Raw genomic sequence first — 15067 nt, 5'->3', positions numbered from 1 at the left:
CATCCGTATTCCTTTGGATAATATTGTTGATATTGCTTAAAACTACAACTGATAATTCTGGCTGGCAGGAGAGGATGACAGTGAAAATTACTTCAGTAAGAAAAAAGCTGAAAAAACCAGAAAGCAGTCAACAGTCCTCTGATGAGACTAACAATTTGTCTACCTCTCTTGATAAAAATGTTCAAACTATAACTGAAGCTTTAGGATCAAGCGCTGATATCATTTTTAGGCACTTCACCTTTAAAAAAGGCTATCATGTGAAGGTTACGGTAATTTATACGGACGGGTTGATAAATGATAACACCGTCCAAAACAACATTTTAGATAATTTAATGGTGGAAACTAAGAAAACTTCTTCTGTTCCGCCTCATGTGGACCTGTTTGAATACTTACACCAATCTTTCCTAAGAAGCGGCGAGATTGAAATTGTTGAAAATTTTGACGACCTTTATAATAACGTTCTTTCAGGAAACACACTTATTCTCTTAGATCACTATGCTAAATGCATTGCTATTGATACTCGAGGCTGGCAGGAACGAGGGCTTGAAGAACCGACTACTGAAACAGTGATTAGAGGACCAAAAGAAGGTTTTAACGAAACGTTAGAAACAAACCTGGCGTTGATTCGGCGTCGCATTAAAGATCCTAATCTTTGGATAGAAAAAAAGATAATCGGAAAAAAATCTCAAACAGATGTGGCTATAGTGTATCTCAATAATGTGGCCAGTGAAAACGTTGTTCATGAAGTAAAAACGAGAATAAATGGAATTAACATTGACGCTATCATAGAAGGCGGACAGTTGGAGGAATTGATTCATGATGGCTTTTACACACCTTTCCCCACAATCTACAACACCGAAAGGCCCGATACTGCCGTTGCAGGCTTATTAGAAGGCAGGGTTGTTATTGTTGTAGATGGAACTCCTTTTGTTCTATTAGCGCCTGCTTTATTCACTCAATTTTTTCAATCGCCACAGGATTACTATTTTCAATTCGATATTTCTTCATTTTTACGAATCTTGCGCTATGTATCCTTTTTTCTATCCTTGTTAGTTCCGTCTGTTTACATAGCCTTAACGACCGTTCATCAGGAAATGCTCCCTACCCCGCTGTTAATCACACTGACTGCTCAACGAGAAGGGGTCCCCTTCCCAGCAGTAGTTGAAGCTTTTTTAATGGAATTAACCTTTGAAATATTAAGGGAAGCCGGAGTTAGAATGCCGAGAGCCGTAGGGTCAGCCATTTCCATTGTAGGGGCTCTTGTTATTGGACAGGCAGCTGTAGAAGCAGGATTTGTGTCTTCATCTATGGTAATCGTCGTAGCAATCACAGCAATAGCTAACTTTATCATGCCAAATTACAACATGTCGATCCCGGTAAGGCTATTACGGTTCGCTTTTATGATCATTGCTTCCATGCTGGGGCTGATTGGCATTCTCTTTGGGTTAATTGCTTTAACCATTCACTTATGTAAGCTTCGATCCTTTGGTGTTCCTTATATGGCTCCTTTAACTCCTTTACAGGGAGAAGAGCAAAAAGATACAATCCTCCGCCTGCCATGGTGGACATTAAAGAAACGTCCTGGCTTTATGTCGAAGAAGAATGTGTTAAGAAATGAAACACCAAAACCCCAGCCTGAATCACCTAGTAATTAGAAGCAATGAGGAGGCGTTGTAAATGGGGAGAAAAGGCTTCATGCTTTTGCTTTGTTGTCTCTTGCTAATCCCTTTGACGGGGTGCTGGAATACCAAAGAGCTTGATGAGTTATCTATCGCTTCAATGATAGCTATCGATAAAACAAACGAAAACACTTATGAAATCACAGCACAAATTATTAACCCCGCCCAAAACGTGGAGGAAGAGCGGACAGATCGGGCACCGGTAGCGACGCATAGAGTAACGGGTGCCTCTGTCTTTGAAGGGCTGCGTCGGTTAACTACTGATATTCCTCGAAAGCTTTATTTAGCGCATATCAGAGTCATCGTCATTAGTGAGAAGATTGCCGAGGAGGACTTTGCTGAAGTTTTGGACTTCTTATTCCGTGATCATCAAGTAAGGACTGATTTCTTTGTCGTTATCAGCAGAGACCAACAAGCAAAGGAAATATTAAAGGTGTTAACTCGAGTGGATGAAATTCCTGCAGAAAAGGTATTTTCCTCTATCACTTTTTCTGAAGAAAATTGGGCTCCCACCAAAGGAATGCAAATCGATGACATTGTGGAACAGCTGGTACTAGATGGGGATAACCCTGTAGTAACTGGTATAAGGGTTGTTGGCGATAAGGAGATAGGCGGTAGCAGAGAACATGTGGAAACCATTGAAACCCAGGCAGTGCTGAAGCTTCAAAACCTGGCTGCCTTTCGAGGGGAAACGCTTGCCGGCTGGATGACAGAGGATCAAAGCAAAGGTTATAACTATATCCGCGGCAATGTGCAAAGCACCTTAGGTGTGATTCCCTGTAAAGACGGCAGGCTTACCTTTGAAGTGATTCGTTCAGAAAGCAATATTGAGGCAAAGGTGATTAATGGCAAGCCTCAGATAGACGTCATCATTTCCACAGAGGGAAATATCGCTGAAGTAACTTGTGCCATTGATTTATCTAACCCTCAAACCATTGAGAAAATTGAAAAAGAGATAGCTGACGGCATTAAGACTATATCCATGGATTCGATTGCCCGGGCTCAAACTGATTTCAGAAGCGACATTTTTGGGTTTGGAGAACACATCCGCAGAGCTGATCCTGCCTACTGGAAAAGTGTAAAAAATGATTGGAACACTCATTTTGAAGATATAACTGTAAATGTGAACGTCGATTTCTCTATTCACCATACAGGTACATTGACTGAATCCTTTATTAATGAAAAGAAAAAATAATAATCTGGTGGTTTTATCCAAGAGGGAAGGAGAGGGAGGATGCAGAAAGCTCGAATTGGATTAATACAGCTGTTTTTTTTAATGGCCCTTTTTCAGTCCGGAAGCGCTGTCATCGTTGGAGTAGGCATTAATGCTAGACAGGATGCCTGGATTGCTATTCTTTTAGGAATGGCTGCAGGCATGCTTTTATTTTTAATTTATGCCTACTTGTTCTCTCAATATCCGGAGCTTCCCCTTTCCAAATATGCAGAAAAAATACTTGGAAGCTTTTTAGGGAAATTTGTAGGTTTTTTGTATGCTCTTTACTTTTGTTATATAGGGGCACGTGTCTTACGGGACTTTGCTGATTTAGTCATCATTGAGCTGATCCCGGAAACTCCAATGTTTGTTATCTCTTTACTGATGATTCTCGTCGTTATCTATGGATGCTATGCCGGCTTTGAAGTAATAGCCCGGTCCTCAGAAATATTCTTTCCGATCGTTTTTGTGATAGCGTTAGCTTTTGCCATCTTTGTTTTAGTAGGTGACTTACCAGACGTTAAGCACCTCCAGCCTGTCCTGGAAGATGGGTGGACAAATGTTTTTTCTGTAGTCTTCCCCTTGCTTATCACATTTCCTTTTGGGGAGTTAATCGCTTTTACTGCGCTTCTCCCTTATGTTAGTCAGTACAAGAACAACATTGTTATCAAGGTTGGCTTAGGAGCCATCCTGTTCACCGGTTTATTTCTCTCCCTGCTTATGAGTTTAATCATTGCCGTTATGACCCCTGAAATTACTCAATACTCAGCTTTTCCGTTACTTGATGTGGTGGAAAAAATAAACATCAGGGACTTCATTCAGCGCATCGACCCTGTTGCTGTCGTAATTTTACATGTCGGTGGTTTTTTTAAAATCGTAATTTTTGCTTACGCGGCTATTGTCAGCTTATCTACAGTCTTTAACACCGAAGAGAAAAAAGGATGGGTAACCTATACAGTAGCGGGCATGATTTATATACCATCATTAATCATTGCCGATAATACGATCGAACACTTTCAAGTAGGGCTTGAATGGGTCCCTTACTACCTGCATATTCCTTTTCAAATAATCATTCCCCTTTTGTTAGCTGTCATTGTTGTAATGAAGAACTTCTTCAGCAGAAAAAAAAGTAATCAATCAGCCAGCTCATAGCCCTTTCATTTAACAAAGAAACAAACCCGAAAAGATAGACTCTTCGGGCTTAAATAGTATATATTAGCTTACGGTTGTTTCTAAATCTTCCACAGGCTTTTCAAGGTATTTTGTATCCTTGCGCGCATTAAATCGATCTGCCTTTTCCACTTTCACGGCAATATTATAATCTGGCATGCCGGCAAACTTCTCATAGCGACCTTTCGGAAGGAGGAAGTTACCTTCTGGGAAATGAACACCCAGGTTTCCTCGCGCAATATCTGCAAACCTTGCACGCCCCTGGAATACACCAAACTGATTGTATGCGACAATACCCTCGCCTTCTTCTACGCTAAGCTCTTTGGCATCTTCTTTGTTTATGAGTACGTCATATCTTTCTGCCTGGTTAAATGGATCTGTTTCTTTATACACCATAGAGTTAAACTGCTTTCCTCGTCTCGTGGTGATATAAAAGTCTCCTGGTTTTTTATTTAAGTTTGGAATGTCTACAGTAATTAAGTTACCTTTTCCATCAGGTGTTGGACAAATTCCATCCTCACATAACCATGCGCCTCCCCATTGGAATACGTCGCCTTGTTTTTTCAGGTGCTGAATTCCATCATAGCTTGGGTTTGCCTTGGCAATCTCTTCACGTATTTGCTGAGCGTCTTTAAAATCAACCAAATGAGCGGTTTCCGGTTTCACGCGTTTGGCTAAGTCAACGTAAATTTTCCACTCCGCACGAGCTTCTTCAATTCTATTTTTATTCCCTTCGATTTCAGGCGAGAAATAAACCATTCTTTCTGTTGAGGTAGAGGTTCCTCCCCCCTCCTGCTCGTAACGTGTCTTTGCAGGAAGAACGATGACAGCTTCCTTCGCGTCTACAAGCGTGGAGGTATTTAATATAATATCCTGGTGAACCCTGATGTCCAGTTCAGATAATGCCTTTTCTACAAAATCAGGCTCTGGCATTGTCTCGAGGAAATTTCCACCAGATAAATAGTAAAGTTTTATTTTTCTTTCGTGATCCTCTGGAAGAACAATATTCTCAAGGGTAACACCAACAATATCTCCCTGCCATTTTGGAAGGTCAAAGCCCCACAGCTTTTCGACTCTCTCAATGTTATCTCCTTTAAAGTCGCCTCCCGGAAGAACGAATGGATCTGCTCCCATTTCACCGCTTCCTTGAACAGAGGAGTGTCCTCTAAATGGCATTAAGCCATTATACTTACGACCCAAGTATCCACGTAACAAGGCAAGGTTTGCCACTTGAGAGATGTTATCTGTAGCAAAAGAATGCATCGTTAAACCAAGTGCCCATGCGAACACTGCGTTTTTGCTGTTTGCAAGGAGCTCGGCCAGTTCAATAATTCTTTCTTTACTCACACCTGAAGACGTTATGATTTCTTCCCAGGACTGTTCTTCTACTTTACCTTTAAGCTCCTCATATCCATTCACGTGCTCATTTACAAACTCATGGTTAACCGCGGAACCGTGCTCGGTTTTTTCCATCTCAAACCAATGCTTCATAATGCCGTGCATGAAGGCGATATCTCCGCCTATATTCACTTGGTAAAAGTCGTCTGCTACTTTCGTGCCAAACAGAGCTGACTCTGTTACTGAAGGGACCCAGTACTCATCCATAGAAGGCTCCCGGTACGGGTTCACGACGATAATTTTCGTTCCTTTTTTCTTAGCTTCAAGCATGTATTTAGTAGAAACCGGTGAAGCATTTGAAGCCACGCTTCCCCAGAACAAAAGAACGTCTGTGCCGATCCAGTCTTGATAATTTGCTGTCGAAGCTCCTACCCCTACAGAGCGTTTTAATGCCGTTTTACTTGGTGAATGACAGATACGAGATGCATTGTCTATGTTATTGGTTCCTAAAAAGCGAGAAACCTTTGCTCCTACATAATAAGATTCATTGGTGATCCCTCTAGATGTTAAATAAAACGCGTATTGCTTTGGATCCAGCTTTTTCATCTTCGAAGCAACCATATCCATTGCTTCATCCCACTCAATTCGGGAGAATGTTCTTTCTCCTGGCCGGCGGATAAGAGGATAAGGGATACGCCCAAGCTTCCGCAGCTCAGTGCTTGAATACTTTCTTAATTCGTCTATGTCAGAATGAAGGATCTCTTCTTTGATGGCAGGCATCGTATTTAAACGGAGAACGTTAAATCTTGTGGTACACATATGAGGGCCTGTTAACGTTTGGTCATACAGACCAGATACTCCTAAGGCACAGCCGTCGCAGACGCCCTTTGTGATGATGTTTGCTGCATACCCTAGGTTATCTTTGTTCTCCCACATTGTTTTAAATGAATCACGGATATGTTTTGGTTTTACTTTTCCAAGTCCAAACGGCACAGGACTTACCCAGTGCTCCGGTGCTGGCTTTTTTGATTTCTTCATAGGGCCGTTATGCTTCGTATTCCCCATTGATAACACTCCTTTTGTCTTTCGGATCTTTAATGTCACTATATGTTTTCTTATAAAAAAACCACCGTACACTTTAGAAAACTAAAATGCTACGGTGGTTAAGTCTTTAACAGGAACGCTGCCAAGTGCCAAACCTCAATATTTAATTCGAAAATTTCTCTTCAAGATTTTCATCAAACACAAAGATTGACATTCCTTTGTCCTGTTCTATATCGATGTCAACAAACAGTTCAACAAACCTGCATCCCAGGAATTCCTCCATCTCACGTGGAGGGTTTTTGCGATACATATCCTTTACCATCTCTGTTCGTGCAGCCCGAAGCATTTGTTTTCCTTCATCGGCACTCGCAATAAACCTCTCGATTGGGGATAAATTCCCTTCCATTTCACATATTGCCCAGTTCTTGCAAAAGGTTGTACTAATTTTACTGGGCCCTTTACCCATATGCTTTTTCCGAAACGACCTGACTAAGTTACTAAATTCAGCCTCATATTTACCCATCATTCTCCAACCTTTTTACAGTTTATTATAGTAAAAGGGTAGATGTCTGACTGTCAATTGTCAACTTGCGAGCTTTTGCTCCTCGTTTTGCTGTCTCAGCTGTTTAATATCAACTCGAATCGCAAGAGAAACGATTAAAGCTAGAATAAACATTCCGCCAAAGATATACAGTGTAGCTGCGTAACTTTCAGTTGCCTCACGCACGTAGGAAGCAAGAAGGGGACCAACCAGTCCTGCACAAGCCCAGGCTGTTAAAATGTAACCATGAATCGCTCCAAGCTGCTTTGTTCCAAAGATGTCGCCAATATAAGCAGGAATTGAAGCGAAACCGCCGCCGTAGCAAGTCATAATTAAAAATAAGATAAGCTGGAAAGCCAAAGCATGGGTCACTGATGGAAGCATCATAAATGTTACAATCTGAATGGCAAAGAAAGCAGTATAGACATTCGGGCGTCCAAGATAATCTGAAATAGAGGCCCATCCTAATCGGCCTGCTCCGTTAAAGAAGCCCATGATACCAACCATCGTTGCAGCTGCTGCGGCAGATAGTCCCGCAATTTCCTGTGCCATAGGGGAGGCAATAGCAAGGATGGCAATCCCGCATGTTACATTGATGAAAAGCATGACCCATAAATACCAGAAACGTCTTGTTTTTACTGCTTCATTTGCAGTGAGCTGAGCAAGGTCTGGAGCTGCTTTCTTATTAGCATTCCCCACACCCTCCATGTAACCTTTTGGTGGTCTTTCAAGGTACAAAGCTGAGGCAAGCATAATGACAAAATAAGAAACACCCAGAATATAAAATGTGCTGGCTACACCGACTGAGTCAATTAACGTGGCCATGATCGGACTTGCAATCATGGCAGCAAAGCCAAAGCCCATAATTGCTAAGCCCGTTGCCAATCCCCTGCGGTCAGGGAACCATTTCACCAGTGTGGAAACTGGAGTAATATAGCCCACTCCAAGACCGATTCCTCCTAATACTCCGTATGTAAGATACAATAGCCCAATAGATTCTACAGTTACTGCAAATCCTGAACCAACAATTCCAATTCCAAAGAATGTCGCTGAAACAAGTCCTGAAGCCCTTGGACCATACTTCTCAACGAAGTGACCCATAAAAGCTGCAGACAGTCCTAAAAATGCAATCGCTATACTAAAGGTTAAAGAAATCGCACTTAAGCTCCATCCGTACTCTTCCGCTAAGGGATTGGTAAATACGCTCCATGCATACACTGAACCAATTGAAATATGAATTCCAACAGCTGCCAGCGCTATGAGCCAGCGATTTTTTGTTTTCCCCATTGTTCCCCACTCCTTCTCCAAATAAAAAACCGTTGCTATCACTTCCCAGGATTAAAAAATCCCAAAAAGAAACGCAACGGTTAGTTTCACGCAGGTTCGCTGCTCTGAAATACCAACAGTAATCGCTTTTTTATCCGTAATTGCAGCAATTAAAATCGATGACAGGGCCGCTATCTCGTATCTTAATTGTTACAATTTCTTGAATTCATATAAATAATACCGCCTTTTGAAAGCAGTTTCAATAGTTTTTCCGAAGAAAAGTTCAATTTTTATACACATTATTAAAAAGGGTGCCTGGCACCTGACAAGTTTGTAACATTTTTGTAATATAAAGGGGAAAAAGGATAAGGGTTGTGTCTTCCTGAAGAATCTGTTTATAGTGTAGCCAGGAGATATGGTTCCTTGTCAGGTGCCACATATGGTCTATATAAAGAGGTGAAATATTATGCCCCAGGAAATGAGCTTAAAGAGGTCTATCGTGAAATACCGGGACCAGGATTTTCATAATCTTGAGGATGACATTGTCACGGAGTTTCCCTTAACCATCCACGTCAATAATGAAGAGTTTGCTACCATGGTATGCACACCAGTTAATCTGGAAGAAATGGTGGCAGGTTTCTTAGCTTCTGAAGGAGTTATCAGGTTGAGGGATGATATAAACAAGCTTTCCATTGATGAAGAAAAAGGATTCGCGTATGTAGAGCTTCATCATCAAAATATCATGAACCAGCAAATGTATTCCAAACGCTTTATTGGCTCCTGTTGTGGAAAAAGCCGTCAATTTTATTTTCATAATGATGTAAAAACAGCGAAAACGTCTACAGTGGAGACAACGATCACAGCGGAGCAATGCATCAGCCTTATGAGGGAAATGCAGGAGAGCAGCCATGTATTCAAGGGGACAGGCGGAGTGCATAATGCAGCTATCTGTACTCAAGAAGAAATGATTGTAAGCCGTACTGATATCGGCAGGCACAATGCTCTTGATAAATTATACGGCCACTGCCTGCTAAATAAGATACCAGTTCGCGATAAGATTCTTGTTTTCAGCGGCCGAATTTCGTCAGAGGTATTAACAAAAGCAGCAAAAATAGGCGTTGGTATTGTTTTATCCAAGTCTGCTCCTACTGACCTGGCTATAAAACTGGCGGAAGACTTAAATATCACTGCAGTTGGATTTATCCGCGGCAGCTCGTTTAATGTGTATTCTCATCCATCCCGGATTGTTTTAAAATAGCATGTAAATAGTAAAAAGAAAGGTGATATTTATGGGTTCTTGTAATATCGATCATTCTGTTGAGGATGTTTTTAAAAAGCTTTCAGATCAAAAGGAGTTTCTTCCAGGTGAGTTGTACAAAGGGAGCAAGGATTTCCTTAACAGTCATCCTGATCAGCCTTCCCTCAACGAGCTCTTTCATTTATTGAAAAAATACGATTTGGCTTCAGAAGAAGAAAGACAGGAACGAGATGGCAAGCTTCGTTCCTTGCTAAGAGCATAACATGCAAAACCCCAAGCCTCCTTTAAGGTAAGGCTTGGGGTATTATTATCCTCCGCTTACTGGAGGTATAAATGCGATGGTATCTCCTTCTTGGACAACTTCATCGTCATAGGCATATTGCTCGTTAATTGCTGTCATTGTATTTTCCAGGGGCCCCACTGCGTATTCTTCTTGAAGCCACTCTTTTAAATGACTGACTGTTGATCCTGCTTTTTCCACCTCTACCTGGTCCTTGCCGATAACCTCCTGCAGTCTTGCAAATAAGAGGATCTTAATCATGATTTTCTCCTTTCTCAGGTGCGCCTTTCGGATATGGGGTCTGCTCAAGCTGATCCCCTACCCACTCTGTACCGTCCTCCCAATACTCCTTTTTCCAGATAGGTACTATTTGCTTGATTCTCTCCATAGCGTACTCATTTGCTTCATAAGCCGCTTTCCGATGGGGAGTGGAAACGGCAATCACCACTGCCACATCTGTGATTTCGAGCATCCCAACTCTATGAGTAATAGCAATGGTTGAACCGGGCCATTTTTCCTGAACCTCTTTCCCAATATCTTCAAGCGTCTTAACTGCCATCGATTCGTACGCTTGATATTTAAGCCGAAGGGTTCGTTTTCCATGGGTAAGCTCGCGCACTGTTCCAATAAAAGTAGCAATTGCTCCGCAGTCTCTCCGGACTACCTTATCGATGACTCCTTCTATGGAAAATGATTTGTCCGTCACTTCAAAAAGCTTGTCTGCCATGTTAATCCCTCATTGTATCTAGAATATATTTGATATATTGCTCTTGTGCTTCAATCGGGAAAGTCTTTACGTTCTCAATATCAACCGGTGTCCATACCACAGCACATAGAACGTTCGTTACGTTTTCAAGTAATGATAAATCTTCACTGTCTCTTATTAGGACAACTTTTGGATAATCTTCGGCTTTATACCCTTCAACCAGAATAACATCGGGCTGAAAATACTGGTACAGCTCAATAAGATTTTCAAGGGACCACTTCGAACGGACACCCTCCATCTGAAGAACTCCCTGACCTTCTACTACTGTAAAAGAAGCGCCGGCCAGACGGTGCCGCCGGCTGTCTTTTGATGTTATTTCAGTGTCAGGCTTTCCTCCATGACCGTGGTGCTTTATTGTAGCTATCTCCATTCCGTCAGCCGAAGCAGCTTCTATCAGCTTTTCGACCAGGGTTGTTTTTCCACTATTTTGGTAACCGACTATCTGTAAGACTGGACAATGTTGGTCCACGGCCATTCACTTCCCTGAAAATCTTCTAGAAGCAGAACGTCAACGATCATTCCCTGCTCATAACCTCTTGTACCACCAGGGAGAACAATTAGTGCATCTGCTGCAGCAAGCGAAGTAACAACACCCGATTTATCAAGCCCCGAAGGAAAAACAAGGAGCTTATTTTCCTCGTACTCTATCTTAGCTCTAATGAAGCGAGTAAATGGGTTAGGCTTTGGAAAGTCAGCCCCCAGTGCTGCTTTAGTTTTTCGTAAATGAGGCGCTCTGCGGTAAAAAGCGGTATGAAGAACTGGCCGCACAAATAATTCAAACCCTACGTAACAGGCTGAAGGGTTTCCAGAGAGACCATAAATAAATTTACCGTCTGTGTGGGCTACAGTGGTTACACTTCCAGGACGCATCGCTATTTTATTAAACAGCACTTCAGCCCCCAGAGCTTTAAAAATTTCAGGCACGTAATCATAATCGCCGACCGAAACTCCTCCGGTGGTAATTAACATATCCACTTTGGATAATGCTTCTTTCGTTACCTGCAAACATGCCTCAAAATCATCTTCAAACTTCCCAAAATATTCAGCTTGTCCTCCCGCTTTTTCAATTTGGGCGAGAACCATATAAGCGTTGCTGTTACGGATCTTCCCTGGAACCAGCTCTTCCTCCACTTCCAGAAGCTCACTTCCTGTGGCAATCACTCCCACAACAGGTTTTGCGGCAACAGGGACTTCTTTATAGCCAAAAGTGGCAAGCAAAGCTGATACTCCGGGATTAATATAGGAGCCTTTTTCAGCTAACACTGTTCCTTTTTTCGTATCTTCTCCTTGAAAAGAGATATTGTCACCCTTTTGAAAAGTACGTTTAATATCGATTAGAGGGTTGTCCTTCTCTCCATGTTCCTTCACAAGCTCCAGCATAACAACGGCATCACAGTCTTTCGGAAGCTGAGCCCCCGTCATAATGCGTACAGCTTGAAAAGGCTTCACCTTATCTTCAAATAAAGAACCTGCACCGATCTCACCGACAACTTCAAAAGTGACAGGATGATCACTGCTTGCATTTTTAGTATCTTCTGCACGAATGGCAAAACCATCGTAAGGAGAGCGGTCAAAAGAAGGCACATCATGGTCAGCAATTAAATCCTCTGCCAGATAGCGGCCATGGGCTTCCTCGATCGGAACCATCTCTTTTTTCCCTTTCTTGGCTAAGTCCATTACTTTGTTTACAGCATCTTCTACTGGTATGGGTTTCCTTTTTTCTACCACGGTCTTTCCCTCCTCTAACTAAAAAAGGGGCAGTGGCTACCCCCCGATATAAGACATTTCTATTTTCTTTCGGTTATTTACCGTATCTGCCGTCCGCTCTTCAGAATACTTATCAGTTCTCTTCTTCCAAATGTCAGTTAAATAATTACTGATTTCCCGATTACTGGCTCCGGAGCGAATATATTCTTTAAGATCATGGCCTTCTTCAGCAAAAAGACAAGTAAAGAGTTTTCCATCTGCTGAGATTCTGGCTCTTGTACAATTTCCACAAAAAGTATCTGAAACAGAAGAGATAAATCCTACTTCTGCTTTCGATCCTTTATATCTATATCTTGAAGCAACCTCGCCTAAATAATCCCTTTCTAAGATTTCTAAAGGCGCGATCGCAGAAACCTTCTCCATCAGCTCTTTTTTTGTAACCACTTGTGAAAAGTCCCAGCCATTTGTTGTGCCGACGTCCATGAATTCTATAAACCTAAGGGTTATACCCTTATCTTTACAATAGGAAGCTAGCTTTACTACTTCGCCATCGTTAACTCCCTTTTTTACCACCATGTTTACTTTTACGCGCAGCCCCGCAGCCAAAGCTGCATCAATGCCTTTTAAAACTGCTGATGGCTTTACTTTTCTTCCATTCATATGCTGAAATATTTCAGTGTCCAATGCATCAAGACTTACATTCACACGCATGAGGCCGGCTTCTTTCAGTGCAGGAGCCTGCTTTACTAAATGAACGCCGTTTGTTGTTAATGCTATATCTTCTATTCCTGAAATGGCTGACAACTTTTCAATCAGGACTGGAACGTTTTTGCGCAGCAAGGGTTCTCCTCCTGTCAGACGGAGCTTTTTCACACCAAGCTTCGTAAATTCCGTTGTTAGTCTGACAATTTCATCAAAGGAAAGAAGCTCTTCCTCAGGCAAGAAAGCATAGTCTTCTCCGAATATTTCTGCAGGCATACAATAGGAACAGCGAAAGTTACATTTATCCATTATAGAAATCCGCAAATCTTGCAGCGGACGATAGTACTGATCACTGACTTCTCTGGCTGCCACGCTTATCCCTCCTGCTTAATTAAAAGGATGAAAATCCTGCAATAAATGTTTGCTGCTTTATGAATTCTGTTAAAATCACATTAAGATTGGCAATCGTTACTAGCATTATTGACTTATTCTAACACAAAAAGAAAGGTGATTTCACAATATGCACCATTCTAATGGTGTAATCAATGAAATCAGTCTTCAGCTTGTGTGCTGAACATTACTTGCAACTTACAATATGAATAACAAACCAGACAATAGCGGTCAAGCTGTTCACCTTGTGATCCATATAACAAATCATCATTTCATTGAGTATCAAATAATAAATCAGAATCTGCAGGCCAAGCAATCCTCCTTCACGATGCCGCCTGAAGATTAACAAGAACATGTGGCCTTTTTGATCGATCTTAACCGTAAATTACATGGGGAATGGAAAAGGTAATACTTCCTCCTCATTTTGCCGAGGAGCTGGTGAAAGAATGAATATAGCAGGTGTAGTACTTGCAGGTGGAAAGTCTTCCCGTTACGGAAGACCCAAGATGTTTGAAATTTATAATGGAAAGGCATTCTATGAGCATAGTGTGGAAGCTTTTTCAGAAGCGGGCATTTGCGATGTGTTTATTTTAAGTAATGAAAGCCTTGCCCCAGCTTTTCAGACGGAAAAGGCCGGAATACTGATTGAAAAAGAAATGCATAAAGGCCCTCTCTATGCCCTTTATCATGTCCTGGACGAACAGCTTCCTGGTTATGACTGGGTTTTTCTCTTGGCAGCAGATGTACCTTTTGTTTCGCCAGCTTTTGTAAAAAGGATGAAAAATCACATCGTGGAACCCTCTCCTATTCAGGCCTGCATCCCTATATCAGGAGAGAAATTCCAGCCGTTGCACGGGATTTATCACCGCAGCTGCTTGCCTGCATTAAAAGAAATTATTAATAGGAACAGAAGCTTAAGCATGAAAGAGCTTTTTCAGGAAATCAATGTTCACTATGTCAATTTTGCACCTGAAGAAAAAGCTTTTATAAACATCAACCGGCCAGAGGATTGGGAAAATAACAAAGAGGGGAAGTGACATTTGTCCTTTCCCTCTTTGTTACTCTGCCTTTAAGGCTACTGCTCGTACTGGTGACCCATCCAAGCCTGGAAAGGATAGCGGCAAAGCCATGACAAATGGATTTTCAAAATCTATCAAGTGAAAGTTCGCAAAGTTTTCCCCGATAATTCCATTGACCTCAGTAATTAACTCATGGCCCTTAAAAGAAGATCCATCCGGGACATCAATGTTAAGCGCATCTATGAAAAATACCCGCACACCTTTTTCAAGCATAAACACCACTGCTTCTTCACTTATATACGGATGTCTGTAGTACTTCTCATCTTCTCTGTATTTATCCCATCCAGTATAGATCAAGGCAATCTTGTCAGGAGCCAGCCTGGCTGAATAAGGGAGAATGTCGTTTAAGGTAATAGACTCTCCTTCCCCTTTACCTGTAACATCCAGTACCACTCTTTCCCCTGCAAAAGTAGAAAGGGGAATTTCATCAAGCTTCTTTCCTTCCTTGCGAAAATGGTAAGGCGCATCAATGTGGGTTCCAGTATGACTTCCCATATGCAGGTGACTGACGTTATAGCCTTCTCCTTCAATGGTTGCTGATGGAGTTACTTCCGGTTTGGGATCGCCAGGGTAAATAGGCGTTTGTGTCGTTACAGGCATGGAAAGATCAATAATGGTTGTATACTTCAAATTT

General features: G+C 41.8%; 15 protein-coding genes. 6 read left to right on the top strand and 9 right to left on the bottom strand.

Annotated elements, in window-relative coordinates:
• Positions 1-74: 74 nt before the first annotated feature.
• Genes ACFPU1_RS09800 through ACFPU1_RS09790 form a run of 3 tightly spaced genes read left to right on the top strand, consistent with a single transcriptional unit; the run spans position 75 to position 4044 of the window.
• On the top strand, positions 75-1655 hold the full coding sequence (locus ACFPU1_RS09800; protein WP_385940605.1) for a spore germination protein: 1581 nt from the start codon (positions 75-77) through the stop codon (positions 1653-1655).
• Between the two features lie 22 nt (positions 1656-1677).
• Positions 1678-2874: a Ger(x)C family spore germination protein gene (locus ACFPU1_RS09795; protein WP_385940603.1), complete on the top strand. Its 1197-nt coding sequence runs from the start codon at positions 1678-1680 to the stop codon at positions 2872-2874.
• 39 nt (positions 2875-2913) lie between these two features.
• Positions 2914-4044 carry a GerAB/ArcD/ProY family transporter gene (locus ACFPU1_RS09790; protein WP_385940601.1) on the top strand — a complete coding sequence of 377 codons (1131 nt, stop codon included), beginning with the start codon at positions 2914-2916 and terminating at the stop codon, positions 4042-4044.
• A gap of 63 nt (positions 4045-4107) precedes the next feature.
• Here the strand turns inward: ACFPU1_RS09790 and ACFPU1_RS09785 are convergent, their stop codons facing one another.
• The 3 genes from ACFPU1_RS09785 to ACFPU1_RS09775 form a co-directional block, all read right to left on the bottom strand.
• Positions 4108-6465, bottom strand: a complete 2358-nt coding sequence (locus tag ACFPU1_RS09785; protein ID WP_385940599.1) for an FdhF/YdeP family oxidoreductase — start codon at positions 6463-6465, stop codon at positions 4108-4110.
• Positions 6466-6607: 142 nt separating this feature from the next.
• Positions 6608-6967 carry a Na-translocating system protein MpsC family protein gene (locus tag ACFPU1_RS09780; protein ID WP_054637502.1) on the bottom strand — a complete coding sequence of 120 codons (360 nt, stop codon included), beginning with the start codon at positions 6965-6967 and terminating at the stop codon, positions 6608-6610.
• Between the two features lie 60 nt (positions 6968-7027).
• A complete protein-coding gene (locus ACFPU1_RS09775; protein WP_385940596.1) occupies positions 7028-8272 on the bottom strand; it encodes an L-lactate MFS transporter in 1245 nt (414 codons plus the stop codon).
• A gap of 445 nt (positions 8273-8717) precedes the next feature.
• Between ACFPU1_RS09775 and fdhD the strand changes: the two genes are divergently transcribed.
• A complete protein-coding gene (gene fdhD / locus ACFPU1_RS09770; protein ID WP_054637496.1) occupies positions 8718-9509 on the top strand; it encodes a formate dehydrogenase accessory sulfurtransferase FdhD in 792 nt (263 codons plus the stop codon).
• A 31-nt stretch (positions 9510-9540) separates the two neighbouring features.
• Positions 9541-9771 (top strand): hypothetical protein, encoded by a 231-nt coding sequence (locus ACFPU1_RS09765; protein ID WP_054637497.1) that lies wholly within the window; start codon positions 9541-9543, stop codon positions 9769-9771.
• Between the two features lie 45 nt (positions 9772-9816).
• On the opposite strand, the gene moaD is transcribed toward ACFPU1_RS09765, so the two are convergent.
• From moaD to moaA, 5 genes are read right to left on the bottom strand one after another with little or no spacing between them, the layout of a single operon-like run.
• Positions 9817-10050, bottom strand: a complete 234-nt coding sequence (moaD, locus tag ACFPU1_RS09760) for a molybdopterin converting factor subunit 1 (RefSeq protein WP_100397881.1) — start codon at positions 10048-10050, stop codon at positions 9817-9819.
• The gene (locus ACFPU1_RS09755) at positions 10043-10516 is read right to left on the bottom strand and encodes a molybdenum cofactor biosynthesis protein MoaE (protein ID WP_054637503.1); all 474 of its coding nucleotides are present in this window, start codon (positions 10514-10516) and stop codon (positions 10043-10045) included. Before ACFPU1_RS09755 ends, moaD begins: the two co-directional genes overlap by 8 nt.
• A 1-nt stretch (position 10517) precedes the next feature.
• A complete protein-coding gene (gene mobB, locus ACFPU1_RS09750) occupies positions 10518-11030 on the bottom strand; it encodes a molybdopterin-guanine dinucleotide biosynthesis protein B (RefSeq protein WP_385940593.1) in 513 nt (170 codons plus the stop codon).
• Complete coding sequence (locus ACFPU1_RS09745) at positions 10994-12283, bottom strand: molybdopterin molybdotransferase MoeA (RefSeq protein ID WP_385940591.1); 1290 nt, start codon at positions 12281-12283, stop codon at positions 10994-10996. Before ACFPU1_RS09745 ends, mobB begins: the two co-directional genes overlap by 37 nt.
• 36 nt (positions 12284-12319) lie before the next feature.
• A complete protein-coding gene (gene moaA, locus ACFPU1_RS09740; protein WP_385940925.1) occupies positions 12320-13273 on the bottom strand; it encodes a GTP 3',8-cyclase MoaA in 954 nt (317 codons plus the stop codon).
• A gap of 527 nt (positions 13274-13800) precedes the next feature.
• Here moaA and ACFPU1_RS09735 point away from each other — a divergent pair.
• Positions 13801-14391 (top strand): molybdenum cofactor guanylyltransferase, encoded by a 591-nt coding sequence (locus ACFPU1_RS09735; protein ID WP_385940589.1) that lies wholly within the window; start codon positions 13801-13803, stop codon positions 14389-14391.
• A 21-nt stretch (positions 14392-14412) separates the two neighbouring features.
• Here the strand turns inward: ACFPU1_RS09735 and ACFPU1_RS09730 are convergent, their stop codons facing one another.
• Positions 14413-15063: a cyclase family protein gene (locus ACFPU1_RS09730; protein ID WP_385940587.1), complete on the bottom strand. Its 651-nt coding sequence runs from the start codon at positions 15061-15063 to the stop codon at positions 14413-14415.
• Positions 15064-15067: the final 4 nt, after the last annotated feature.

Origin of the sequence: Thalassorhabdus alkalitolerans, assembly GCF_042656525.1 — a bacterium.
Lineage (GTDB): Bacteria > Bacillota > Bacilli > Bacillales > Marinococcaceae > Thalassorhabdus > Thalassorhabdus alkalitolerans.
This window is presented reverse-complemented; position numbering and strand designations above follow the sequence as displayed.